This is a genomic window from Pseudomonas sp. TE3552, assembly GCF_056278945.1.
Genome location: NZ_JBWBQJ010000001.1, coordinates 5,699,328 through 5,721,102, shown reverse-complemented (window position 1 = coordinate 5,721,102; position 21,775 = coordinate 5,699,328). Strand labels below are relative to the sequence as shown.

At 60.6% G+C, this 21,775-nt stretch carries 28 protein-coding genes; 18 read left to right on the top strand and 10 right to left on the bottom strand.

The features are described 5' to 3' along the window. Positions 1 to 26: 26 nt before the first annotated feature. The 4 genes from ACZ9BB_RS25925 to pilG all read right to left on the bottom strand — a co-directional run bounded on the left by ACZ9BB_RS25925 (position 27) and on the right by pilG (position 3,597). Positions 27 to 2,084 (bottom strand): methyl-accepting chemotaxis protein, encoded by a 2,058-nt coding sequence (locus ACZ9BB_RS25925; RefSeq protein WP_476217413.1) that lies wholly within the window; start codon positions 2,082 to 2,084, stop codon positions 27 to 29. A gap of 123 nt (positions 2,085 to 2,207) precedes the next feature. Continuing rightward, positions 2,208 to 2,759: a chemotaxis protein CheW gene (locus ACZ9BB_RS25920; protein WP_476217411.1), complete on the bottom strand. Its 552-nt coding sequence runs from the start codon at positions 2,757 to 2,759 to the stop codon at positions 2,208 to 2,210. A 10-nt stretch (positions 2,760 to 2,769) separates the two neighbouring features. Continuing rightward, a complete protein-coding gene (gene pilH / locus ACZ9BB_RS25915; protein ID WP_007897961.1) occupies positions 2,770 to 3,135 on the bottom strand; it encodes a twitching motility response regulator PilH in 366 nt (121 codons plus the stop codon). A 57-nt stretch (positions 3,136 to 3,192) separates the two neighbouring features. Further along, on the bottom strand, positions 3,193 to 3,597 hold the full coding sequence (gene pilG, locus ACZ9BB_RS25910) for a twitching motility response regulator PilG (RefSeq protein WP_476218427.1): 405 nt from the start codon (positions 3,595 to 3,597) through the stop codon (positions 3,193 to 3,195). Between the two features lie 232 nt (positions 3,598 to 3,829). On the opposite strand from pilG, the gene gshB reads away from it, so the two are divergent. The 7 genes from gshB to ACZ9BB_RS25875 all read left to right on the top strand — a co-directional run bounded on the left by gshB (position 3,830) and on the right by ACZ9BB_RS25875 (position 9,871). After that, a complete protein-coding gene (gene gshB, locus ACZ9BB_RS25905; RefSeq protein WP_476217408.1) occupies positions 3,830 to 4,783 on the top strand; it encodes a glutathione synthase in 954 nt (317 codons plus the stop codon). A gap of 77 nt (positions 4,784 to 4,860) precedes the next feature. Further along, the gene (locus ACZ9BB_RS25900) at positions 4,861 to 5,760 is read left to right on the top strand and encodes an energy transducer TonB (RefSeq protein WP_476217406.1); all 900 of its coding nucleotides are present in this window, start codon (positions 4,861 to 4,863) and stop codon (positions 5,758 to 5,760) included. A gap of 190 nt (positions 5,761 to 5,950) precedes the next feature. After that, positions 5,951 to 6,523 carry a YqgE/AlgH family protein gene (locus tag ACZ9BB_RS25895; protein WP_476217404.1) on the top strand — a complete coding sequence of 191 codons (573 nt, stop codon included), beginning with the start codon at positions 5,951 to 5,953 and terminating at the stop codon, positions 6,521 to 6,523. Beyond that, positions 6,523 to 6,960 (top strand): Holliday junction resolvase RuvX, encoded by a 438-nt coding sequence (gene ruvX, locus ACZ9BB_RS25890; protein ID WP_007897947.1) that lies wholly within the window; start codon positions 6,523 to 6,525, stop codon positions 6,958 to 6,960. Before ACZ9BB_RS25895 ends, ruvX begins: the two co-directional genes overlap by 1 nt. A 107-nt stretch (positions 6,961 to 7,067) precedes the next feature. Next, positions 7,068 to 7,571 (top strand): bifunctional pyr operon transcriptional regulator/uracil phosphoribosyltransferase PyrR, encoded by a 504-nt coding sequence (pyrR, locus tag ACZ9BB_RS25885; protein WP_476217403.1) that lies wholly within the window; start codon positions 7,068 to 7,070, stop codon positions 7,569 to 7,571. 27 nt (positions 7,572 to 7,598) lie between these two features. Next, a complete protein-coding gene (locus ACZ9BB_RS25880; RefSeq protein WP_476217401.1) occupies positions 7,599 to 8,603 on the top strand; it encodes an aspartate carbamoyltransferase catalytic subunit in 1,005 nt (334 codons plus the stop codon). Then, a complete protein-coding gene (locus tag ACZ9BB_RS25875) occupies positions 8,600 to 9,871 on the top strand; it encodes a dihydroorotase (protein WP_476217399.1) in 1,272 nt (423 codons plus the stop codon). Before ACZ9BB_RS25880 ends, ACZ9BB_RS25875 begins: the two co-directional genes overlap by 4 nt. Before the next feature lie 98 nt (positions 9,872 to 9,969). Here the strand turns inward: ACZ9BB_RS25875 and ACZ9BB_RS25870 are convergent, their stop codons facing one another. Beyond that, positions 9,970 to 10,401 carry an NINE protein gene (locus ACZ9BB_RS25870; RefSeq protein WP_476217397.1) on the bottom strand — a complete coding sequence of 144 codons (432 nt, stop codon included), beginning with the start codon at positions 10,399 to 10,401 and terminating at the stop codon, positions 9,970 to 9,972. A gap of 250 nt (positions 10,402 to 10,651) precedes the next feature. On the opposite strand from ACZ9BB_RS25870, the gene ACZ9BB_RS25865 reads away from it, so the two are divergent. Continuing rightward, positions 10,652 to 11,269, top strand: coding sequence for a C40 family peptidase (locus tag ACZ9BB_RS25865; RefSeq protein ID WP_476217395.1), 618 nt, complete (start codon positions 10,652 to 10,654; stop codon positions 11,267 to 11,269). 157 nt (positions 11,270 to 11,426) lie between these two features. Here the strand turns inward: ACZ9BB_RS25865 and ACZ9BB_RS25860 are convergent, their stop codons facing one another. Further along, positions 11,427 to 12,461: a type IV pilus twitching motility protein PilT gene (locus ACZ9BB_RS25860; RefSeq protein ID WP_476217393.1), complete on the bottom strand. Its 1,035-nt coding sequence runs from the start codon at positions 12,459 to 12,461 to the stop codon at positions 11,427 to 11,429. Between the two features lie 56 nt (positions 12,462 to 12,517). On the opposite strand from ACZ9BB_RS25860, the gene ACZ9BB_RS25855 reads away from it, so the two are divergent. The 10 genes from ACZ9BB_RS25855 (at position 12,518) to ACZ9BB_RS25810 (ending at position 19,446) form a co-directional block, all read left to right on the top strand. Continuing rightward, complete coding sequence (locus ACZ9BB_RS25855) at positions 12,518 to 13,204, top strand: YggS family pyridoxal phosphate-dependent enzyme (RefSeq protein WP_476217392.1); 687 nt, start codon at positions 12,518 to 12,520, stop codon at positions 13,202 to 13,204. Between the two features lie 33 nt (positions 13,205 to 13,237). After that, positions 13,238 to 14,056: a pyrroline-5-carboxylate reductase gene (gene proC / locus ACZ9BB_RS25850; protein WP_476217390.1), complete on the top strand. Its 819-nt coding sequence runs from the start codon at positions 13,238 to 13,240 to the stop codon at positions 14,054 to 14,056. A 24-nt stretch (positions 14,057 to 14,080) separates the two neighbouring features. Beyond that, positions 14,081 to 14,668: a YggT family protein gene (locus ACZ9BB_RS25845; protein WP_476217388.1), complete on the top strand. Its 588-nt coding sequence runs from the start codon at positions 14,081 to 14,083 to the stop codon at positions 14,666 to 14,668. Continuing rightward, positions 14,668 to 14,961, top strand: a complete 294-nt coding sequence (locus ACZ9BB_RS25840) for a DUF167 domain-containing protein (protein ID WP_476217386.1) — start codon at positions 14,668 to 14,670, stop codon at positions 14,959 to 14,961. The genes ACZ9BB_RS25845 and ACZ9BB_RS25840 overlap by 1 nt, the downstream gene beginning before the upstream one ends. Positions 14,962 to 15,089: 128 nt before the next feature. After that, complete coding sequence (metX, locus tag ACZ9BB_RS25835) at positions 15,090 to 16,229, top strand: homoserine O-succinyltransferase MetX (protein ID WP_476217384.1); 1,140 nt, start codon at positions 15,090 to 15,092, stop codon at positions 16,227 to 16,229. Between the two features lie 7 nt (positions 16,230 to 16,236). Beyond that, complete coding sequence (gene metW, locus ACZ9BB_RS25830; protein ID WP_027926558.1) at positions 16,237 to 16,857, top strand: methionine biosynthesis protein MetW; 621 nt, start codon at positions 16,237 to 16,239, stop codon at positions 16,855 to 16,857. A 26-nt stretch (positions 16,858 to 16,883) separates the two neighbouring features. Then, positions 16,884 to 17,318, top strand: a complete 435-nt coding sequence (locus ACZ9BB_RS25825) for a DUF4426 domain-containing protein (protein ID WP_476217381.1) — start codon at positions 16,884 to 16,886, stop codon at positions 17,316 to 17,318. Beyond that, positions 17,315 to 17,911, top strand: a complete 597-nt coding sequence (gene rdgB / locus ACZ9BB_RS25820) for an RdgB/HAM1 family non-canonical purine NTP pyrophosphatase (RefSeq protein WP_476217380.1) — start codon at positions 17,315 to 17,317, stop codon at positions 17,909 to 17,911. The genes ACZ9BB_RS25825 and rdgB overlap by 4 nt, the downstream gene beginning before the upstream one ends. Continuing rightward, positions 17,908 to 19,113, top strand: coding sequence for a radical SAM family heme chaperone HemW (hemW, locus tag ACZ9BB_RS25815; protein ID WP_476217378.1), 1,206 nt, complete (start codon positions 17,908 to 17,910; stop codon positions 19,111 to 19,113). Before rdgB ends, hemW begins: the two co-directional genes overlap by 4 nt. A gap of 9 nt (positions 19,114 to 19,122) precedes the next feature. After that, entirely contained in the window at positions 19,123 to 19,446 is a 324-nt protein-coding gene (locus ACZ9BB_RS25810) for a DUF3392 domain-containing protein (RefSeq protein ID WP_476217376.1), read from the top strand. Positions 19,447 to 19,515: 69 nt separating this feature from the next. Here the strand turns inward: ACZ9BB_RS25810 and trmB are convergent, their stop codons facing one another. The 4 genes from trmB to ACZ9BB_RS25790 form a co-directional block, all read right to left on the bottom strand. Continuing rightward, positions 19,516 to 20,241: a tRNA (guanosine(46)-N7)-methyltransferase TrmB gene (gene trmB / locus ACZ9BB_RS25805; RefSeq protein ID WP_476217374.1), complete on the bottom strand. Its 726-nt coding sequence runs from the start codon at positions 20,239 to 20,241 to the stop codon at positions 19,516 to 19,518. A gap of 9 nt (positions 20,242 to 20,250) precedes the next feature. Then, positions 20,251 to 21,045, bottom strand: coding sequence for a thiazole synthase (locus ACZ9BB_RS25800; protein WP_052964984.1), 795 nt, complete (start codon positions 21,043 to 21,045; stop codon positions 20,251 to 20,253). A 63-nt stretch (positions 21,046 to 21,108) separates the two neighbouring features. After that, positions 21,109 to 21,309: a sulfur carrier protein ThiS gene (gene thiS / locus ACZ9BB_RS25795; protein WP_168185100.1), complete on the bottom strand. Its 201-nt coding sequence runs from the start codon at positions 21,307 to 21,309 to the stop codon at positions 21,109 to 21,111. A 90-nt stretch (positions 21,310 to 21,399) separates the two neighbouring features. Beyond that, positions 21,400 to 21,771, bottom strand: coding sequence for a DUF423 domain-containing protein (locus ACZ9BB_RS25790; protein ID WP_476217371.1), 372 nt, complete (start codon positions 21,769 to 21,771; stop codon positions 21,400 to 21,402). Positions 21,772 to 21,775 lie beyond the last annotated feature (4 nt).

Sequence of the window (21,775 nt, the reverse complement as noted above, 5' to 3'; positions counted from 1 at the left end):
ATCAAATGCATACGCCCTTAGGCGTTTCAAGCTTTGTCCGCAGCCTGCGCTTTAGCGGCCGGCAAGGTGAAACCGGACACCGAACGCCGCAACTGGCTGGCCATTTTCGCCAGGTTGCCAATGCTCTCGGCGGTGGCGGTGGAGCCGGACGAGGTCTGCGTGGTGATCTGCTGGATCACGTTCATCGTCAGGGAAATCTGGCCGGCCGAAGACGTCTGTTGCTGCGCGGCGTTGGAAATACTCTGGATCAATGCTGCGAGGGTCTTCGAGACACCTTCGATTTCTTCCAGGGCTACCCCCGCATCCTGCGCCAGACGCGCGCCGCGCACCACTTCGGTGGTGGTCTGTTCCATGGAAATCACCGCTTCGTTGGTGTCGGTCTGAATCGCCCGCACCAGCGTTTCGATCTGCCGGGTCGCTGCGGACGAACGCTCGGCCAGGCGCTGCACTTCGTCGGCCACCACCGCAAAACCGCGCCCGGCATCGCCGGCCATGGACGCCTGAATCGCCGCGTTGAGGGCGAGGATGTTGGTCTGATCGGCAATGTCATCGATCAGGCTGACAATATCGCCGATTTCCTGAGAAGACTCACCCAGGCGCTTGATCCGCTTGGCGGTGTCCTGGATCTGTTCGCGAATATTGTCCATGCCGTGGATGGTGTTGTGCACCACCTCATTGCCCTTGTTGGCAATTTCCACCGAGCGTTCGGCCACCGCCGAGGATTCAGCAGCGTTGGCTGAAACCTGATCGATGGACTGGGCCATGTCGTTGATCGCCGTGGAGGCCTCGGAAATCTGTTGAGCCTGGTGCTCCGAGGCCTGGGCCAGGTGCATCGCGGTGGCCTGGGTTTCCTGCACCGCAGCGGCGACCTGGCCGGCGGTGAGGTTGATGGTCGCCACCAGATCGCGCAATTGGTCGACGGAATAGTTGATCGAATCCGCGATGGTCCCGGTGAAGTCTTCGGTCACCGAGGCGGTCACGGTCAGGTCGCCGTCGGCCAGGTCTTCGATTTCATCGAGCAGGCGCATGATCGCGTTCTGGTTGCGTTCGTTCTTCTCGGCGGTTTCACGCAGTTGCCGATTGGTTTCGCGCACCATCACCAAGCCGATGAGAATGATCGACATCAGCGCCAACAAGCCCAACACGTAGCCGCCGATGGTATCGGTGTCGCGCCCGCCAGCAAGGTTTTCGAAACGGCTGGCCAGGTGCGAGGCTTCATCGAGCAGGGTTTGCGACAGGGTAAAAATGTTGCTGGCCGATTCGCGGACCTTGAACAGCTCCGGCGAGGTTTCAAGGATTTCATCCACCGAACCTGAAACGAATTCGAACAGTTCAGCAATCTCGGTCAACCGGGCGCGCGCATCACGGTCTTCGACCTGGCTGACTTTCAGTGCCGCATTGCCTTGAAGCATGCCGTTGAGCACCTGGCCGAAACGCGCCGCGTCGCGACCAAAGGCGTCGGCCGCCTGCTGCGAGTTTTCATCGCCGGACAGTACGGTGTTCACCGCACCAAGAATCCGCTCGGCCAGCAGCGACTGACGCTGAGCCATCGCCACCTGAGCAGCCGGGGCGCCACGCTGCAGGAGGGTTTCGACCACTTTTTCGTATTCGACCTGCAACTGCGGCACGGTTTCGGCCAGCGTCGCGGCGACTTGATGCAAGGACAGCACGGTCTGCTCGCTGGAGAGAATGGCGTCGGTATTTTTCAGCAGACGCTCCCAATCCAGCTGCACGGCGCGCATTTCCGGGCGCACGGCGGACGGTGCCGGCGGCAGGCCGGTGGAAGGATCGCCTTTCTTCAGATAGCTCCAGCGCAGGGCGAAATCGTTGCGCGCATCGCCGAGCAACTTGAACGCGGCAGCCTTGCCGGCGGCGGCTTCAGTGGCATTTTTGGCGATACGTTGGGACAGCACGCGCAGCTCGCCGGCGTGGCCGATGTACTGCTTGTCATAATTCGCCTGGGTGTTGAGGTACGCGAAGTTGGCGAACAGCAGCATGATGAAGACGATCAACGCGATGAACAGCGCAATGATCTGCGACCGGCTGCGCGACCCTTCTGGCTTGTCTGTTTTTGCTTTTATCATCGGTCCTCGCCTGTCCTGCTCAATTCACTCAATGCCCTTGTAGGAGCGAGGCTTGCCCGCGAAGCAGGCGCTGCGGTCCCGCAGGAACACCGAGTTATCGTTCTTCGCGGGCAAGCCTCGCTCCTACAGGATTGCGGCGTCGCCCCGCGCTACGTTCATGAAGCTCTGTGACTGCGCCAGCGCAAACGGGCTGAATACGTGCCAATTCTGCTCACGCGGGAACCGGCCTTTGATGAACGGTGCAATCGGGCCGTTCAAGGTATCTATCGGTTCCAGGCTGTCCTGGGCAAAGTGCTGCAAGCCGAACACTTCATCGACCAGCAACCCGGCAAACACCTCGTTGTGCTCCACCACCAAAACCCGCCGCTGCTTGCGCAGGTTCGACAGCTCATGGCCGAAGAAACCACTCAAATCCATGATCGGCAGCAATCGCCCCCGCAGGTTCGCCACGCCCTTGACCCAGGGCTTTACCCCCGGCAATTGCGTAACGCGCGGTTCGTGCAGGACTTCGCTGACTTCACCCATGGGCGCGACGTACCAATGCTCACCCAAGCGAAAGCCAATGCCGCTCCAGCTGTCCTGTCGGGTCGGCTGGGACGGCAGATCCGCCGCCAACAGACGACAGCGCTGGTCAATCTGCAGCAGCAGTTCGAAGGCCGTCAGCGATTCGGTCATGGCCGGACGATCAACCGGCCAGCACGTTGTTCAGGGTCTTGATCAGGGTGTCTTCGTCGACCGGTTTGGTCAGGTAGTCCTTGGCGCCCTGGCGCGTGCCCCAGACTTTGTCGGTTTCCTGATCCTTGGTGGTGATGATGATTACCGGGATGTGCCCGGTTTCCGGGTCTTTGGTCAACTGACGGGTCGCCTGGAATCCATTGAGGCCGGGCATGACGATGTCCATCAGCACCGCGTCGGGTTTTTCCTGACGGGCCAGGGCCACGCCGTCGGCGCCGTTTTCGGCTTTCAACACTTCGTGACCGTGCTTTTCGAGCATGCCGGTCAGTTTGTACATTTCAGTCGGCGAGTCATCGACGATCAGAATACGTGCCATGGTCTTCCCCATTCTTGTCGACACCAGGCCCCATGGCCGAGCGTCACTGTGCGTGTCCTACTGCGGCGAAACAGCGGCGAAGCCCGGTACATGGGCCTGGATCGCATTCAGCAGTTCTTCCTTGCTGAAAGGCTTGGTCAAAAACTGGTCGGAACCGACGATCCGCCCCTTGGCCTTGTCGAACAACCCGTCCCTGGACGACAGCATAATCACTGGCGTGGACTTGAACGCACTGTTGTTCTTGATTAAAGCGCAGGTCTGATAGCCATCCAGACGCGGCATCATGATGTCGACAAAGATGATGCCGGGGTGATTGTCGGCAATCTTGGCCAGGGCATCGAAACCATCGATTGCGGTGATGACTTCACAGCCCACGTTCTTCAACAGCGTTTCGGCGGTGCGACGAATCGTTTTCGAATCATCGATCACCATGACCTTCAAGGCGCTGGATTGCTGTCCCATAGTGGCTCTACCGTCGCCTTTGTGAATCAATTTGTCCATTTGCGGGTATCGAGGGCCCGAAACCCTTATTGATCAAGGGCCAACACGACATGGCAGCCTTTTTAGCACAGTCTCCCCATCCGATCTATCAGGCGACCTTTGCTGTGGTTTTTCCTTGACCGGGAACCCACTCAGCGCCACTCTGACGCCACTTTTTCACTGCACTTTCCACCCCAATTTCGAGGAAAACCCCATGAGCGTTCGCGTCGGGATTGTCATGGATCCTATCGCCAGCATCTCCTATAAAAAGGATAGCTCGCTGGCCATGCTGCTGGCCGCGCAAAAGCGTGGCTGGGAACTGTTCTATATGGAACAGCGCGATTTGTATCAAGCCGAAGGCGAAGCACGCGCACGGATGCGTCCGCTGAAAGTCTTCGCCGACCCGCATAAATGGTTCGAACTGGGCGCCGAATCCGACGCGTTGCTGAGCGATCTGGACGTGATCCTGATGCGCAAGGATCCGCCCTTCGACATGGAATTCGTCTACTCAACTTACTTGCTGGAGCAGGCCGAACGCGCCGGCGTGCTGGTGGTCAACAAGCCGCAAAGCCTGCGCGACTGCAACGAAAAACTGTTCGCCACATTGTTCCCGCAGTGCACGCCGCCGACCATCGTCAGCCGTCGCCCGGACGTGTTGCGTGAATTCGCCGACCATCACGGTGACGTGATCCTCAAGCCGCTGGACGGCATGGGCGGCTCGTCGATCTTCCGCCACACCGCTGGCCACCCGAACCTGTCGGTGATCCTCGAAACCCTGACCCTGCATGGCCGACAGCAGATCATGATCCAGGGTTACCTGCCGGCGATCGTTGATGGCGACAAGCGCATCCTGATGATCGACGGCGAGCCTGTGGATTACTGCCTGGCGCGGATTCCGGCCGCCGGTGAAACCCGTGGCAACCTCGCCGCCGGTGGCCGTGGCGAAGCCCGACCGCTGACCGAAAAAGATCGCTGGATCGCCGCGCAAGTCGGCCCGACCCTGCGCGAGAAAGGCTTGCTGTTCGTCGGCCTGGATGTGATCGGTGAGCACCTGACCGAAATCAACGTCACCAGCCCGACGTGCATTCGCGAGATCGATAACGCGTTCGGCACCGACATCGGCGGCCTGCTGATGGATGCCATCGATCAGAAGCTCAAGGCTCGTTGACAGAGAACAACCAAGAATCAACCAACATTGCGTTATCATCCCCGGCCTGTAAAAAACGCGATGTTGGTTTTCTTGTCATGACACTCCCGTCCGATCTGCCCGTTGAACTCGCCCATCGTGGCGTGCGCCCGGCTGATCGCCTCGGTTTTACCCTGTTTCTCGCAGTGCTGATTCACCTGGCCTTGCTGTTGGGCGTCGGGTTCACCATGGTCGAACCCAGGCAAATCAGCAAAACCCTGGAAATCACCCTCGCCACTTTCAAAAGCGAAAAGAAGCCTGCGAAAGCTGACTTCCTCGCCCAGGAAAATCAGGAAGGCAGTGGCACCCTGGAGAAAAAGGCGATTCCAAAGACCACCGAGGTCGCGCCCTTCCAGGACAACAAGGTACAGAAAGTCACTCCGCCGCCAGCGGCCCAGCCTCAAGTGCAGGAAGCCGCGCCCAAGGCGTCTGTGACCACCGTCGCGCCGAAGCCGAAAAAAGCCGCGGCCAAGACTGAAGAACCCAAGCCCCAAGCCAAACCCCTAGTGGCGGCACCGACGTTCGACAGCTCGCAGCTGTCCAGCGACATCGCCAGCCTGGAAGCGGAACTGGCCAACGAACAACAGCTGTACGCCAAGCGCCCGCGCATCCACCGTTTGAGCGCCGCATCGACCATGCGCGACAAGGGTGCCTGGTACAAGGATGAATGGCGCAAGAAGGTCGAGCGCATCGGCAACCTCAACTACCCCGACGAGGCTAGGCGCAAACAGATTTACGGTAATTTGCGACTGATGGTCTCGATCAACCGCGATGGCTCGCTGTATGAAGTGCTAGTGCTGGAGTCTTCCGGCCAGCCGCTGCTGGACCAGGCCGCCCAGCGCATCGTGAGGCTGGCGGCGCCGTTTGCACCGTTTACCGGGGATCTGTCGGACATCGATCGCCTGGAAATTATTCGGACGTGGAAGTTTGCGCGTGGGGACCGGTTGTCCAGTAATTGATCAGCACAAACCCCCTGTGGGAGCGGGCTTGCCCGCGATAGCGGTCTGTCTGACACTTCAATTTTGAATGTACCGCCGTCATCGCGGGCAAGCCCGCTCCCACAGGGAACAGGTTGTTTGCGGGGATTCTGGGCATTTCCTGTGCATCCTCAGCTTGTCAGTTCGCCCCTCCAACGCCACACTAGCGCTCATGAAGAACGTCAGCCCCAGCTACCTCAAGCATCACTTCCTGATCGCCATGCCTCACATGGCCGACCCGAACTTTGCGCACACCTTGACCTACATCGTCGAGCACACGGCCAATGGTGCCATGGGGCTGGTGGTCAACCGTCCGCAGGACCTGAACCTGGCCGATATCCTCGAGCAATTGCGCCCCGATATCGAACCGCCGGTACTCTGCCAGCATGTGCCCATTTTTATTGGCGGCCCGGTGCAAACCGATCGTGGTTTTGTCCTGCACCCGTCGGGAAAAACCTATCAGGCAACCGTTGATCTGGACGGCGAATTATCGTTGTCGACTTCGCAGGATGTGCTGTTCGCCATCGCCGACGGTGTCGGCCCCGCGAAAAGCCTGATCACCCTCGGCTACGCCGGTTGGGAAGCCGGGCAACTGGAAGCCGAACTGGCCGACAACGCCTGGCTGACCTGCCCGTTCAGCGCCGACATTCTGTTCAACACCAGCAGCGAATTGCGTCTTGAAGCGGCGGCCAGGCATCTGGGTATCAATCTCAGCCTGCTCACCAGCCAGGCGGGGCACGCCTGATGGCCCTGCGGCTGATTTTGGGTTTCGACTACGGCACCAAACAGATCGGCGTTGCGGTCGGCCAGGTGATTACCGGCCAGGCCCGCGAGCTGTGCACCTTGAAGGCACAAAACGGCATTCCGGACTGGAATCAGGTCGAAGCCCTGATCAAAGAGTGGAAGCCCGACGCCGTGGTGGTCGGCCTGCCGCTGAACATGGACGGCACACCCAGCGACATGTGCCTGCGGGCCGAAAAGTTCGCCCGCCGCCTGAACGGTCGCTACAACCTGCCCTTCTATACTCACGACGAGCGCCTGACCACCTTCGAGGCCAAGGGCGAACGCCTGGTCCGTGGCGGCCAGAAGGGCAGTTACCGCGACAACCCGGTCGATGCCATCGCCGCCGCCCTGCTGCTGCAAGGCTGGCTCGACGAAAACACCGCACTGTTTGAATCCTGACCGCACCTGATCCTGATGAGCCGTTGCGCGTCTCTTTTAGCTACAACCCGAGCCATACCCAACCGCTTTCCCCAAAAGCAGGGCTCGGGACAAAGAAGGAGCAAACCATGAGCCTGCCTAATCCCGCCGAACTGATCAGCCAGATGGCGACCCGCCTCAAGGCGCATCTTGCCCAGCGTGGCATCAGCGAACCGCGTTACATCGGCATTCGCACGGGTGGCGTCTGGGTCGCTCAGGCATTGCTCGATGAACTGGGCAGCGATTCGCCCCTGGGCACCCTGGACGTTTCCTTCTACCGCGACGACTTCAGCCAGAACGGCCTGCACCCGCAAGTACGTCCTTCGGCATTGCCGTTCGAGATCGAAGGCCAGCATCTGGTGTTGATCGACGATGTGCTGATGAGCGGTCGGACCATCCGCGCCGCGATGAACGAACTCTTCGATTACGGCCGCCCGGCCAGCGTGACGCTGGTGTGCCTGCTGGACCTGGACGCCGGTGAACTGCCGATCCGTCCGAACGTGGTCGGCGCGACGCTGGCGCTGGCCGCCCACGAACGAGTGAAGCTGTCCGGCCCGGAACTCAAGCTCGAACTTCAAGACCTCGCCCTTTAATCCGCCCTATTGAGAGTCCCCCTCGCGATGACGCCTCTAGAAACCAAGCGCCCGCTGCAGCTCAATGATCAGGGCCAGCTGCGCCACTTCCTCTCGCTCGACGGTTTGCGCCGCGAGCTGCTGACGGAAATCCTCGACACCGCCGACTCGTTCCTCGAAGTCGGCGCCCGGGCGGTGAAGAAAGTCCCGCTGCTGCGCGGCAAGACCGTGTGCAACGTGTTCTTCGAGAACTCCACCCGCACCCGCACCACCTTCGAACTGGCGGCCCAACGGCTGTCGGCCGACGTGATCACCCTGAACGTGTCCACGTCGTCGGCGAGCAAGGGCGAAACCCTGCTCGACACCCTGCGCAACCTGGAAGCCATGGCCGCCGACATGTTCGTCGTGCGCCACGGAGATTCCGGCGCGGCGCACTTCATCGCCGAACATGTCTGCCCACAAGTGGCAATCATCAACGGCGGCGACGGCCGTCACGCCCACCCGACCCAGGGCATGCTCGACATGCTCACCATTCGTCGGCACAAGGGCGGCTTCGAAAACCTTTCCGTAGCCATCGTCGGCGACATCCTGCATTCGCGGGTGGCACGCTCGAATATGCTGGCGCTGAAAACCCTCGGGTGCCCGGACATCCGCGTGATCGCGCCGAAAACCCTGCTGCCGATCGGCATCGAGCAATACGGCTTGAAGGTCTACACCGACATGACCGAAGGCCTGAAAGACGTCGACGTGGTGATCATGCTGCGCCTGCAGCGCGAACGCATGACCGGTGGCCTGTTGCCGAGCGAGGGCGAGTTCTACCGCCTGTTCGGCCTGACCACCGCGCGCCTGGCCGGGGCCAAGCCGGATTGCATCGTGATGCACCCCGGGCCGATCAACCGTGGGGTGGAGATTGAGTCGGCGGTGGCCGACGGTCCGCATTCGGTGATCCTCAACCAGGTGACCTACGGTATCGCAATTCGTATGGCTGTGCTGTCCATGGCCATGAGCGGGCAAACAGCCCAGCGCCAATTCGAGCAGGAGAACGCCCAGTGAAGCTCAGCATTCTCGGCGCACGCGTTATCGATCCAGCCAGCGGCCTGGATCAAGTGACTGATATCCACGTTGAAGCCTGCAAAATCGTCGCCCTTGGCGCCGCCCCCGCCGGTTTTGTTGCCGTCGACACGATCGACGCCAAGGGCCTGGTGGCCGCCCCCGGCCTGGTTGACCTGAACGTCGCCCTGCGCGAGCCGGGTTACAGCCGCAAAGGCTCAATCGCCAGCGAAACCCGCGCAGCGGCTGCCGGTGGCGTGACCAGCCTGTGCTGCCCACCGAAAACCAAACCGGTGCTGGACACCTCGGCCGTGGCCGAACTGATCCTCGACCGCGCCCGCGAAGCCGGCAACACCAAAGTCTTCCCGATCGGCGCCCTGAGCAAAGGCCTGGATGGCGAACAGCTGGCCGAACTGGTCGCCTTGCGCGATGCCGGCTGCGTGGCCTTCGGCAACGGTCTGGAGAGCTTCCGCAACACCCGTACCCTGTGCCGGGCGCTGGAATACGCGGCGACGTTCGATCTGACGGTGATTTTCAACTCTCAGGATCACGATCTGGCCGAAGGTGGCTTGGCTCATGAAGGGCCAACTGCAAGCTTCCTCGGTCTGCCAGGCATTCCGGAAACCGCCGAAACCGTAGCCCTGGCCCGGGATCTGCTGCTGGTCGAGCAAAGCGGCGTACGCGCACACTTCAGCCAGCTCACCAGTGCGCGCGGCGTAGCGCTGATCGCCCAGGCCCAGGCCCGTGGCCTGAAGGTCACCGCGGACGTGGCGTTGTATCAGCTGATCCTCACCGACGAAGCACTGATCGACTTCAGCAGCCTCTATCACGTCCAGCCGCCGCTGCGTACCCGTGCCGACCGCGACGGCCTGCGGGCCGCGGTGAAATCCGGCGTGATATCAGCCATCTCCAGCCATCACCAGCCCCATGAACGCGATGCCAAACTGGCGCCGTTCGGTGCGACCGAGCCGGGCATCAGCAGCGTTGAACTGCTGCTGCCGCTGGCGATGACCCTGGTGGAAGACGGTTTGCTCGATTTACCGACCCTGCTCGCGCGGTTAAGCGCCGGACCTGCCGAGGCGTTGCGCCTGCCGGCGGGTAAATTGGCGGTGGGGGGTGCGGCGGATATCGTGCTCTTCGATCCGACGGCCTCGACCGTCGCCGGCGAGGCCTGGCTGTCCAAGGGCGAAAACTGCCCGTTCATTGGCCACAGCCTGCCGGGCGTGGTGCGTTACACCTTGGTGGATGGACGAATCAGTCACCCGGCGTAAGACCCTGTGGCGAGGGAGCTTGCTCCCGCTGGGCTGCGCAGCAGACCTGTTTTGGGGTCGCTTCGCGACCCAGCGGGAGCAAGCTCCCTCGCCACAACTTACTGGAAGGCGCCTCTGTTCTGCGCGTTGCGAATCGACACCTGGTCATTCAGCGTCCAGAAGTCATACAACACCCCCAGAAAGAACAACCCGCCCGTCACCAGGTACAGCAACCCGCTGATCCATTTCCCCTGATACATCCGGTGTACGCCAAACACACCAAGAAACGTCAGCAGAATCCACGCAACGTTGTATTCGATGGGGCCGGCGGTAAAACGCAGGTCTGCTTCACGATCCATGGCCGGAATCAGGAACACGTCGATCAACCAGCCAATGCCCAGCAAGCCCAAGGTCAAAAACCAGATCGTCCCGGTCACCGGCCTGCCGTAATAGAAGCGGTGAGCCCCGGTAAAACCGAAAATCCACAGCAGGTAACCGATCACTTTACTGTGCGTGTCTTGCTGTGAAACAGGTTGTCGATAGGGGTTCATGGATGACCTCGATTCACACGATAGAGAAATATTCTTGAATTCTTTGTGACTTTTTTACAGGCAGCCGACATACGGCAAATGCTACCTTGGGTCCCGTCAAAGCCTTGTAACACCTGACTTGTGTCCGACAATTGCGCCAAATTGCCGCTTATTTGGTTCCGTTGACCCCAAGGTTGAATCGACCAACGGCCTCGGAAGGGACAAAAAAGCTGTTATAAAGTTGCGCGCTAACCCATATGAGCCTTGCCTAATGCGTCCATTTTTCAAGACATGGCTAACCATTTGCCTATTATTGCCCCTGGCCGCCCACGCCACCAATCGTGAGCAACGTCTTCCTAACGTTAATGGTTACACCCCCAAATCCCATGTTTCTGCTCCGTCGAGCAAAAACAAACAGACAGTGACACGCTCCACCGAACTGAGCAGCACCAACCGCATGGTCCCGCCAATGGCGACCAAGGAAAGCAGCAATGTATTGAGCCGCGCGGTCAACGTACTCGGTACGCCTTATCGTTGGGGTGGCAGCAGCCCAAGTAAAGGGTTCGATTGCAGCGGTCTGGTGAAATACGCATTCAACGATGCCACCTTCGACCTGCCACGTACGTCCAATGCCATGGCCAGCGGACATGGCGAGAAAGTCGATCGCGACGATCTGAAGCCAGGCGACCTGATTTTCTTCAACATCAAGAGCCGCCGGGTCAATCACGTCGCCATCTATCTGGGCAACGACCGCTTCATCCACGCACCACGCCGTGGCAAGTCGGTGACCATCGACACCCTGAAGAAACCGTACTGGGAAAACCACTATGTGGTTGCCAAGCGGGTTCTGCCGAAAGAACCGAATCAACTGCGCGTCGTACAGCGCTGATCCGATTGTGGCGAGGGGGCTTGCCCCCGTTGGGCCGCGGAGCGGCCCCAAAACCTGCCACCAAGCGTTACTAGAAAGACCGCATCGCCCGAGTTTGCGACTGCTTCGCAGCCGAACGGGGGCAAGCCCCCTCGCCACAGGTCCCGCGCTGCTCTCCTCAAAAATTATCTGGCGACCGCGCCTTGTCCCGCGCATGCTCGCGGCTGATCACGCCTTTGGTCACCAGCTCCTTCAGGCACATATCCAGCGTCTGCATCCCCAACGACCCTCCGGTCTGAATCGACGAGTACATCTGCGCCACCTTGTCTTCGCGGATCAGGTTACGGATCGCCGAGGTGCCCAGCATGATTTCGTGAGCGGCAACACGCCCACCGCCGATTTTCTTGATCAATGTCTGGGACACCACCGCCAGTAACGACTCGGAGAGCATCGAACGCACCATCGATTTCTCATCGCCCGGAAACACGTCCACCACCCGGTCGATGGTTTTCGCCGCCGACGTGGTGTGCAGCGTGCCGAATACCAGGTGACCGGTCTCGGCGGCAGTCAATGCCAGCCGAATAGTCTCCAGATCCCGCATTTCCCCCACCAGGATCACGTCCGGGTCTTCGCGCAGGGCCGAGCGCAGGGCCGTGGCGAAGCTGCGGGTATCGCGATGGACTTCGCGCTGATTGATCAGGCATTTGCGCGATTCGTGGACGAACTCGATAGGGTCTTCGATGGTGAGGATATGGTGATGGCGATGGCTGTTGAGATAATCGATCATCGCCGCCAGCGTGGTGGACTTGCCGGAACCGGTGGGGCCAGTCACCAGCACCAGGCCCCGGGGCGCTTCGGTAATCTTGCGAAACACTTCTCCCATGCCCAGGTCATCCATGCTCAGGACCTTGGAGGGAATAGTCCGGAACACCGCGCCCGCGCCACGATTATGGTTGAAGGCGTTGACCCGAAAACGCGCCACGCCGGGCACTTCGAAGGAAAAGTCGGTTTCAAGATGCTTTTCGAAGTCCACCCGCTGGAGGTCGTTCATGATGTCGTAGATCAACTCATGCACTTCCTTGTGATCGAGAGCCGGCAGGTTGATCCGCCGTACATCGCCGTCGACACGGATCATCGGCGGCAGGCCGGCGGACAGGTGCAGGTCGGACGCGCCCTGTTTGGCGCTGAAAGCCAGCAGTTCAGTGATATCCATAGCGCTCCTCAATTCCAGTAGAATGCCGCGAACCTTCAGACCGCTGGCGCCTCTTGATGTCCACGATAGCAGACAACATCGCTCAGGTTAGTTCACGCATCCGTGCTGCCGCCCTCGCCGCCGGGCGCAACGAGCACAGCATCCAGCTGCTAGCCGTGAGCAAGACCAAACCCGCCGAAGCCCTGCGTGAAGCCTACGCCGCCGGGATCCGCGACTTTGGCGAAAATTACCTGCAGGAAGCCTTGGGCAAACAGCTCGAATTGGCCGACCTGCCCTTGATCTGGCATTTCATCGGCCCCATTCAATCGAACAAGACTCGCGCTATCGCCGAGCACTTCGCTTGGGTGCACTCCGTGGATCGCTTGAAAATCGCACAACGCCTGTCAGAACAACGTCCTGCCGATTTGCCGCCATTGAACATCTGCATCCAGGTCAACGTCAGCGGTGAAGCCAGCAAATCCGGCTGCACCCCGGCCGACCTGCCCGCCCTGGCCAACGCCATCAGTGTTTTGCCGCGCCTGAAACTGCGCGGGTTGATGGCGATTCCCGAGCCGACTGAAGATCGCGCCGCCCAGGACGCCGCTTTTGCTGCCGTGCAGAGCCTGCAAGCCAGCCTGAACCTGCCGCTCGACACACTTTCCATGGGCATGAGCCACGACCTCGAGTCGGCCATTGCCATGGGCGCCACCTGGGTCCGCATCGGTACGGCTCTGTTTGGCGCCCGCGATTACAACAAGCCATAACGTGGCTGACACCCCTCTCTATAAGGACCTGACATGAGCAAGACTCGTATTGCCTTTATCGGTGCCGGCAACATGGCCGCCAGCCTGATCGGCGGCCTGCGCGCCAAAGGTCTGGACGCCGCGCAGATCCGCGCCAGCGATCCGGGTGAACAAACCCGTGCCCGCGTACATGCCGAACACGGCATCGAAATGTTTGCCGATAACGCCGAAGCGATTCAGGGCGTGGACGTGATCGTGCTGGCAGTCAAACCCCAGGCGATGAAAGCCGTTTGCGAAGCCCTGCGCCCAAGCCTTGCGCCGAATCAACTGGTGGTTTCGATTGCCGCCGGCATCACCTGCGCCAGCATGAACAACTGGCTTGGCGCCCAGCCAATCGTGCGCTGCATGCCCAATACCCCGGCGCTACTGCGCCAGGGCGTGAGCGGTTTGTACGCCACGGCCAACGTCAGCGCCGAGCAACGCCAGCAAGCGCAAGAGCTGCTGTCGGCGGTCGGCGTTGCTTTGTGGCTGAACGAAGAACAGCAACTGGACGCGGTCACCGCCGTTTCCGGCAGCGGCCCGGCCTACTTCTTCCTGCTGATCGAAGCCATGACCGCCGCAGGCGTGAAACTCGGTCTGCCAGCGGATATCGCCACACAACTGACCTTGCAAACCGCACTGGGCGCTGCGCACATGGCTGTCGCCAGTGACGTCGATGCCGCTGAACTGCGCCGCCGCGTGACATCGCCTGCGGGCACCACGGAAGCGGCGATCAAATCGTTCCAGGCCGGTGGCTTCGAAGCCCTGGTGGAAAAAGCACTCGGCGCCGCCGCGCACCGCTCGGCCGAGATGGCCGAACAACTGGGTCGCTAATCAGCTCTTACAAAGGAATCAATGATGCTCGGACTCAATGACGCTGCCATTTTCATCATCAAAACCTTGGGCAGCCTGTACCTGCTGATCGTGCTGATGCGCTTCATCCTGCAATTGGTTCGGGCGAATTTTTACAACCCGCTCTGCCAGTTCATCGTGAAAGCCACTCAACCGCTGCTCAAGCCCCTGCGCCGGGTCATCCCGAGCATGTTCGGGCTGGACATGTCGTCACTGGTACTGGCACTGGTCGTGCAGATGGTGCTGATAGCGGTCATCCTGCTGCTCAAGGGCTTTGCGGTGGACTTGCTGCTTTTGGTGCCTTGGGCACTGATCGCAATCTTCTCGCTGTTCCTGAGTGTTCTGTTCTACGCGATGATCATCAGCGTGATCCTGTCCTGGGTCGCTCCGGGGAGCCACAATCCGGGCGCAGAGCTGGTCGCTCAGATTACTGAACCGGTACTCGCCCCGTTCCGCCGTATCATTCCGAACCTGGGTGGCCTCGACATCTCGCCGATCTTCGCGTTTATCGTGATCCAGTTGCTGCAAAGCTGGCTGATCCCGCGACTTGCGTACTATGCCCTCATGCCGCAGGGGCTGCTCGGCCTGATCTGATGAGCTACTTTCGCTGGGACGGTGATGACCTGATTCTGGAATGTCACCTGCAACCTGCGGCCCGCAGCGATGATTTCTGCGGGCTGCACGGTGACCGCTTGAAGATCCGCCTGACCGCGCCGCCGGTCGAGGGCAAGGCCAATGCGTATCTGATGGCGTTTCTGGCCAAGGCGTTCGGGGTTTCCAAGAGCCAGGTCAGCTTGATCAGCGGGGAGTTGAACCGGCAGAAACGGGTGCGGATCTGTTCGCCGAAGAAGCTACCGGATCTGCCGGATCTGCTGCGCCCGGCCTGACCTCAATGTGGCGAGGGAGCTTGCTCCCTCGCCACAGGTACACCAGGAAAAAATCAGGCCCGGCCTTTGCTTGCCGCTAGCCACAGCGGTCTTTAGACTTACGCCTCATTTCAACGAGAGCAGGGTCGATGCCAGCTGCCTTCCCCCCCGATTCTGTTGGTCTGGTGACGCCGCAACTGGCGCACTTCAGTGAACCCCTGGCCCTGGCCTGTGGACGCTCGCTGCCCGCCTATGACCTGATCTATGAAACCTATGGCACGCTGAACGCTACGGCGAGCAACGCCGTGCTGATCTGCCACGCGTTGTCCGGTCATCATCACGCCGCCGGTTTCCACAGCCCCGACGACCGCAAACCCGGTTGGTGGGACAGCTGCATCGGCCCCGGCAAACCGATCGACACCAACAAATTCTTCGTGGTCAGCCTCAACAACCTCGGCGGTTGCAACGGTTCCACCGGCCCCAGCAGCATCAATCCGGACACCGGCAGGCCATTTGGCGCCGACTTCCCGGTGCTGACCGTGGAAGACTGGGTGCACAGCCAGGCTCGCTTGGCCGACAGGCTCGGCATTTACCAATGGGCGGCGGTGATCGGCGGCAGCCTCGGCGGCATGCAGGCCTTGCAGTGGACCATCACTTACCCGGACCGCGTGCGGCACTGCCTGGCAATCGCCTCGGCACCGAAGCTGTCGGCGCAGAACATCGCGTTCAACGAAGTCGCACGCCAGGCGATCCTCACCGACCCGGAGTTCCACGGCGGCTCGTTCCAGGAAGCGGGTGTAATCCCCAAGCGCGGCTTGATGCTGGCGCGGATGGTCGGGCACATCACTTACCTGTCCGATGATTCCATGGGCGAGAAATTCGGTCGCGGCCTGAAGAGCGAAAAGCTCAATTACGACTTCCACAGCGTCGAGTTCCAGGTCGAAAGCTACCTGCGGTATCAGGGCGAGGAGTTTTCCGGACGTTTCGACGCCAACACCTACCTGCTGATGACCAAGGCGCTGGACTACTTCGACCCGGCGGCGAACTTCGACGATGACCTGGCGAAAACCTTCGCCAATGCCCAGGCCAGGTTCTGCGTGATGTCCTTCACTACCGACTGGCGCTTCTCCCCTGCCCGCTCGCGCGAGCTGGTGGACGCGCTGATGGCGGCCAGGAAAGACGTCTGCTACCTGGAGATCGATGCTCCGCAAGGCCACGATGCCTTCCTGATTCCGATCCCGCGTTACTTGCAGGCCTTCAGCAATTACATGAACCGTATAGTGCTTTGAGGAAGACATGAGAGCCGATCTGGAAATCATCCAGGAATGGATCCCCGCCGGCAGCCGCGTGCTCGACCTCGGCTGCGGTGACGGCGAGTTGCTGACCTGGCTGCGCGATAACAAGCAGGTCACCGGCTATGGCCTGGAAAATGACCCGGACAACATTGCCGAGTGCGTGGCCAAGGGCATCAACGTCATCGAGCAAGACCTGGACAAAGGCCTGGGCAACTTCGCCAGCAACAGCTTCGACATCGTGGTCATGACCCAGGCCCTGCAAGCTGTGCACTACCCGGACAAGATCCTCGACGAAATGCTGCGGGTCGGTCGCCAGTGCATCATCACCTTCCCCAACTTCGGTCACTGGCGCTGCCGCTGGTACCTGGCGAGCAAGGGCCGGATGCCGGTTTCGGAGTTTCTGCCGTACACCTGGTACAACACGCCGAACATTCACTTCTGCACCTTCGAAGACTTTGAAGCGCTGTGTCGCGAACGTGAAGCCAAGGTCATTGATCGGCTTGCCGTGGATCAACAGCATCGACACGGGTGGGCCAGTAAGCTATGGCCTAATCTGTTAGGTGAAATCGGTATTTACCGAGTCAGCAGCCCCGGGCTGCAGGACCACAAGGTCGCGGTCTGAATCACGACATTTCGAGGAGAACGATCATGGGTCGTCTAGCGCTGTTTTTACTTACTGCCTGCCTGAGCGTCACCGCCATGGCCGCCGATGTCATCAAAGGCGAGCGCAAGGAAACCTTTGGCGACGTGACGGTACACTACAACACCTTTAACTCGACCTTCCTGACACCGGACATCGCCAAAGCCGCCGAGCTGACCCGCAGCAAGAACCAGGGCGTCATCAACATCTCGGTACTCAAGGATGGCAAACCGCAAACAGCCCAGGTCAGCGGCACGGTCAAAGACCTGACCAGCCAAAGCATCCCGCTGAAGTTCAAACAGATTACTGAAACAGGCGCGGTGTACTATATCGCCCAGTTCCCGGTGGACCAGCAGGAAGTCCGCACCTTTGACATCAAGGTACAAACCGGCGACAAAACCAACACCATCAGCTTCCAACAAGAGCTTTTCCCCGGCGAATGATGAACTTCACGCAACTCGTACTGGCCAGCCACAACGCCGGCAAACTCAAGGAACTCCAGGCCATGCTCGGCGAATCGGTGCACTTGCGCTCGATTGGTGAGTTCAGCAGCGTCGAGCCTGAAGAAACCGGCCTGTCGTTCGTCGAGAACGCCATCCTCAAGGCCCGCAATGCCTCGCGCCTTTCCGGGCTGCCGGCATTGGCCGACGATTCGGGGCTGGCGGTGGATTTCCTCGGCGGTGCGCCAGGCATCTACTCGGCCCGTTATGCCGACGGTAAAGGCGATGCGGCGAACAACGCCAAACTGCTCGACGTCTTGAAAGACGTGCCACAAGCCGAACGCGGCGCGCAATTCGTCTGCGTATTGGCGCTGGTGCGTCATGCCGACGATCCGCTGCCCATTCTGTGTGAAGGCCTGTGGCATGGGCGCATCCTGACCCAGGCCAGTGGCGAACACGGTTTTGGCTACGACCCGCTGTTCTGGGTGCCGGAGCGCGAATGCTCCAGCGCCGAACTGAGCCCGAGCGACAAGAACCAGATCAGCCACCGCGCCCGTGCAATGGATCTGCTGCGCCAGCGTCTGGGCCTGAAATGACCCATGACTCGTCCGCGTCGCCGCTGATCTTCGGCGGCGCCGCACAATCGCCTCGGGCAGCGTTGCCCGTGCTGCCGCCCCTGGCGCTGTACATCCATATCCCGTGGTGTGTACGCAAATGCCCTTATTGCGACTTCAACTCCCACACTGCCAGCCCCGTGTTGCCGGAAGAAGAGTATGTGGATGCCTTGCTGGCCGACCTCGATCAGGACCTGCATGCGGTCTATGGACGCGAGCTGGCTTCGATCTTCTTCGGTGGCGGCACGCCGAGCCTGTTCAGTGCTCAAGCGCTGGGCCGCTTGCTCAAGGGGGTCGAGCAACGTATTCCGTTTGCCAGCGACATCGAAATCACCCTGGAAGCCAACCCCGGGACCTTCGAACAGGAGAAGTTCGTCGCTTACCGGGCGCTGGGCATCAATCGCCTGTCTATCGGCATCCAGAGCTTTCAGGAAGAGAAACTCAAGGCCCTGGGGCGGATTCACAACGGTGATGAAGCCTTGCGTGCCGCCGGCATGGCGCGTCAGGCCGGTTTCGATAACTTCAATCTGGACCTGATGCACGGTTTGCCCGATCAGTCGCTGGACGATGCCCTGAACGACCTGCGCCAGGCCATTGCCCTGAAGCCAACGCACCTGTCCTGGTATCAGCTGACGCTGGAGCCGAACACGGTGTTCTGGAACCAGCCGCCGACGCTGCCGGAAGATGACACCCTGTGGGACATTCAAGAGGCCGGCCAGGCGCTGTTGGCCGAGCACGGTTACGCACAATACGAAGTCTCGGCCTATGCCCTGCCCGGCCGTCCGGCGCGGCATAACCTCAATTACTGGAGTTTCGGTGACTTCATCGGCATCGGCGCCGGTGCCCACGGCAAGCTCAGCCATCCGGACGGGCGCATCGTGCGCACCTGGAAGACTCGCCTGCCGAAGGACTACCTCAACCCGGCCAAAAGCTTCCAGGCCGGTGAGAAAGCCCTGACCAACGAGGAACTGCCGTTCGAATTCCTGATGAACGCCTTGCGCCTGACCGAGGGTGTCGAAGCGCGGTTGTATCCAGAGCGCACCGGGCTGCCTCTGGAAAGCCTCGCTGAAGGCCGTCGGGTGGCCGAACAAAGTGGCTTGTTGCAGGTCGAACCGTCACGTCTGGCGGCCACGCTGCGCGGACAACTCTTTCTCAATGACTTGCTGCAGAATTTTCTGACTTAAGGAAATCGAATGGATCTGGTACTCGACCTGCTCGCCACCGTGTCCCGCTGGAGCCGTAGCAACCTGTCAGAAATCTCGCTGGCGCTGGTGGGCTGCCTGCTGGTGCTGTTTGGCGCCGACATCAAAGGCTGGGTCGACCAACGCCTGGGCAGCATCGCCGGCGCCTTGCGCGTCCCGCTGATGGCCCTGCTGTGCATGGTCGGCAGCGGCGTGGCGCTGATCTATGCAACGCCATGGATCGTCAAAGGCCTGAGCCAGTTCAACAACTACAGCCTGGCACCGGTGCTGTTGGTGGTGCTGGTGTTGATCGGGGTTGTGGCAGACCGCCGCTGATTTCAGTTACAACCGAAAACAACTGTGGGAGCGAGCAGGCTCGCTCCCACAGTTTTTACAGCGTTGTACTTAAGACTGCTTCTCGAACTTCAAATCCCACACGCCATGCCCAAGACGTTCGCCACGGCGTTCGAACTTGGTGATCGGGCGCTCGGCCGGGCGCGGGACGCATTTGCCGTCTTCGGCGAGGTTGCGGTAGCCCGGCGCGACGTTCATCACTTCCAGCATGTACTCGGCGTACGGTTCCCAGTCGGTAGCCATGTGCAACACACCGCCGACCTTCAACTTGCCGCGTACCAGCTCTGCAAACGATGCCTGGACAATACGACGCTTGTGGTGACGGCTCTTGTGCCACGGATCCGGGAAAAACAGCATCAGGCGATCGAGGCTGTTGTCGGCGATGCAACGGTTAAGCACTTCGATCGCATCGCAATCGTAGACGCGCAGGTTGGTCAGGCCCTGGGTCAGCACGCCATTGAGCAGCGCGCCGACACCCGGACGGTGAACCTCAACGCCAATGAAATCCTGCTCCGGTGAAGCCGCGGCCATTTCCAGCAGCGAATGGCCCATGCCGAAACCGATTTCCAGCGAACGCGGCGCCGAACGCCCGAACACCTGATCGAAGTCCACCGGCGCATCGGCCAGCGGCAGCACGAACAGTGGCGTGCCCTGCTCCAGACCTTTTTGCTGGCCTTCAGTCATGCGCCCGGCGCGCATCACGAAACTCTTGATGCGGCGGTGTTGGCGCTCTTCGCCTTCTTCCGTCTGGATAGGCGTGTCGTTTGATTCAGTCATCAATGGCTCTTACTTGATCAGACCATCCAGCGGCGAGGAGGCGCTGGCATAGAGTTTTTTCGGCATGCGGCCGGCGAGGTAGGCCAGACGGCCCGCCACGATGGCGTGTTTCATGGCTTCGGCCATCATGATCGGCTGCTGGGCATTGGCGATGGCCGAGTTCATCAGCACCGCTTCACAGCCCAGTTCCATAGCGATGGTGGCGTCGGAGGCAGTACCGACACCGGCATCCACCAGCACCGGAATCTTGGCTTCTTCGAGGATGATCTGCAGGTTGTACGGGTTGCAGATCCCCAGGCCCGTACCGATCAGACCAGCCAGCGGCATGACCGCGATGCAGCCGATTTCCGCCAGTTGACGGGCAATGATCGGGTCATCGCTGGTGTACACCATCACGTCGAAGCCTTCCTTGACCAGCACTTCGGCGGCCTTGAGGGTTTCGATCACGTTGGGGAACAGGGTTTTCTGATCCGCCAGCACTTCCAGCTTCACCAGGTTGTGGCCGTCGAGCAGCTCACGAGCCAGGCGGCAGGTACGCACGGCTTCGATGGCGTCGTAGCAACCTGCGGTGTTCGGCAGGATGGTGTAGCGATCCGGCGGCAGGATATCGAGCAGGTTCGGTTCGCCCGGGTTCTGGCCGATGTTGGTCCGGCGCACGGCAACGGTCACGATCTCGGCGCCCGAGGCTTCGATGGCCAGGCGGGTTTCTTCCATGTCACGGTACTTGCCGGTGCCTACCAGCAAACGCGACTGGTAAGTACGACCGGCCAGGACGAAGGGCTTGTCGCTACGAACGATGCTCATGGGAAATCCTCTGTTGGGGTGAGGTTCTTGCAGAATAATTCTGTGGCCGCTTGGGCCGGAGGGCTAGCCGCCGCCGATGGCGTGCACCACTTCGACGCAATCGCCGTCGTTCAGCGTGGTTTCAGCGTGCTGGCTGCGCGGGACGATATCCAGATTGAGCTCGACCGCCACCCGGCGCCCGGTCAGTTCCAGACGGGTCAGCAGGGCCGCAACGGTTTCACCGTCGGGCAGTTCAAGGGATTCGCCGTTCAATTGAATGCGCATACCGAATGCCGCCATCATTTTTAGGGGCTGGCATTCTAGCCCGATCAGTCAGGTCGACCCAAGCCATTCGTCACGAAATGGACCGCGTAGTCAGCTCAACCGCCAGGCGGCAAGCCCCAGGCAAACCCAGCCGACCAGGAACGCCAGGCCACCGAAGGGCGTAACGATCCCGAGCTTGCTGACGCCTGTGATCGTCAGCAGGTACAGGCTGCCGGAAAACAACACAATGCCGATAGCAAAGGATGCGCCGGCCCAGGTGATCAGTCGACCGGGAATCTGCGTGGCGAGCAGCGCCACACCCAGCAACGCCAGGGTATGCACCAGTTGATAGGTGACCCCCGTATGGAATATCGCCAGGTATTCGGCGCTCAGACGGGTTTTCAGGCCGTGGGCGGCGAATGCGCCCAAGGCAACACCGGTGAAGCCGAAAAAGGCAGCCAGCATCAGGAAGCCACGCAACATGAAA

What these genes read in the sequence shown, in the direction of transcription:
- ACZ9BB_RS25865 (WP_476217395.1), top strand. Translation starts at nt 10,652, where the DNA reads ATGCGTCCATTTTTCAAGACATGGCTAACCATTTGCCTATTATTGCCC.
- metW (WP_027926558.1), top strand. Translation starts at nt 16,237, where the DNA reads ATGAGAGCCGATCTGGAAATCATCCAGGAATGGATCCCCGCCGGCAGC.
- ACZ9BB_RS25870 (WP_476217397.1), bottom strand. Translation starts at nt 10,401, where the DNA reads ATGAACCCCTATCGACAACCTGTTTCACAGCAAGACACGCACAGTAAA.
- ACZ9BB_RS25840 (WP_476217386.1), top strand. Translation starts at nt 14,668, where the DNA reads ATGAGCTACTTTCGCTGGGACGGTGATGACCTGATTCTGGAATGTCAC.
- pilH (WP_007897961.1), bottom strand. Translation starts at nt 3,135, where the DNA reads ATGGCACGTATTCTGATCGTCGATGACTCGCCGACTGAAATGTACAAA.
- pilG (WP_476218427.1), bottom strand. Translation starts at nt 3,597, where the DNA reads ATGGGACAGCAATCCAGCGCCTTGAAGGTCATGGTGATCGATGATTCG.
- ACZ9BB_RS25925 (WP_476217413.1), bottom strand. Translation starts at nt 2,084, where the DNA reads ATGATAAAAGCAAAAACAGACAAGCCAGAAGGGTCGCGCAGCCGGTCG.
- ACZ9BB_RS25900 (WP_476217406.1), top strand. Translation starts at nt 4,861, where the DNA reads ATGACACTCCCGTCCGATCTGCCCGTTGAACTCGCCCATCGTGGCGTG.
- ACZ9BB_RS25880 (WP_476217401.1), top strand. Translation starts at nt 7,599, where the DNA reads ATGACGCCTCTAGAAACCAAGCGCCCGCTGCAGCTCAATGATCAGGGC.
- ruvX (WP_007897947.1), top strand. Translation starts at nt 6,523, where the DNA reads ATGGCCCTGCGGCTGATTTTGGGTTTCGACTACGGCACCAAACAGATC.
- ACZ9BB_RS25800 (WP_052964984.1), bottom strand. Translation starts at nt 21,045, where the DNA reads ATGAGCATCGTTCGTAGCGACAAGCCCTTCGTCCTGGCCGGTCGTACT.
- rdgB (WP_476217380.1), top strand. Translation starts at nt 17,315, where the DNA reads ATGATGAACTTCACGCAACTCGTACTGGCCAGCCACAACGCCGGCAAA.
- ACZ9BB_RS25895 (WP_476217404.1), top strand. Translation starts at nt 5,951, where the DNA reads ATGAAGAACGTCAGCCCCAGCTACCTCAAGCATCACTTCCTGATCGCC.
- trmB (WP_476217374.1), bottom strand. Translation starts at nt 20,241, where the DNA reads ATGACTGAATCAAACGACACGCCTATCCAGACGGAAGAAGGCGAAGAG.
- ACZ9BB_RS25845 (WP_476217388.1), top strand. Translation starts at nt 14,081, where the DNA reads ATGCTCGGACTCAATGACGCTGCCATTTTCATCATCAAAACCTTGGGC.
- ACZ9BB_RS25790 (WP_476217371.1), bottom strand. Translation starts at nt 21,771, where the DNA reads ATGTTGCGTGGCTTCCTGATGCTGGCTGCCTTTTTCGGCTTCACCGGT.
- ACZ9BB_RS25920 (WP_476217411.1), bottom strand. Translation starts at nt 2,759, where the DNA reads ATGACCGAATCGCTGACGGCCTTCGAACTGCTGCTGCAGATTGACCAG.
- hemW (WP_476217378.1), top strand. Translation starts at nt 17,908, where the DNA reads ATGACCCATGACTCGTCCGCGTCGCCGCTGATCTTCGGCGGCGCCGCA.
- thiS (WP_168185100.1), bottom strand. Translation starts at nt 21,309, where the DNA reads ATGCGCATTCAATTGAACGGCGAATCCCTTGAACTGCCCGACGGTGAA.
- gshB (WP_476217408.1), top strand. Translation starts at nt 3,830, where the DNA reads ATGAGCGTTCGCGTCGGGATTGTCATGGATCCTATCGCCAGCATCTCC.
- proC (WP_476217390.1), top strand. Translation starts at nt 13,238, where the DNA reads ATGAGCAAGACTCGTATTGCCTTTATCGGTGCCGGCAACATGGCCGCC.
- metX (WP_476217384.1), top strand. Translation starts at nt 15,090, where the DNA reads ATGCCAGCTGCCTTCCCCCCCGATTCTGTTGGTCTGGTGACGCCGCAA.
- ACZ9BB_RS25855 (WP_476217392.1), top strand. Translation starts at nt 12,518, where the DNA reads ATGTCCACGATAGCAGACAACATCGCTCAGGTTAGTTCACGCATCCGT.
- ACZ9BB_RS25825 (WP_476217381.1), top strand. Translation starts at nt 16,884, where the DNA reads ATGGGTCGTCTAGCGCTGTTTTTACTTACTGCCTGCCTGAGCGTCACC.
- ACZ9BB_RS25860 (WP_476217393.1), bottom strand. Translation starts at nt 12,461, where the DNA reads ATGGATATCACTGAACTGCTGGCTTTCAGCGCCAAACAGGGCGCGTCC.
- pyrR (WP_476217403.1), top strand. Translation starts at nt 7,068, where the DNA reads ATGAGCCTGCCTAATCCCGCCGAACTGATCAGCCAGATGGCGACCCGC.
- ACZ9BB_RS25810 (WP_476217376.1), top strand. Translation starts at nt 19,123, where the DNA reads ATGGATCTGGTACTCGACCTGCTCGCCACCGTGTCCCGCTGGAGCCGT.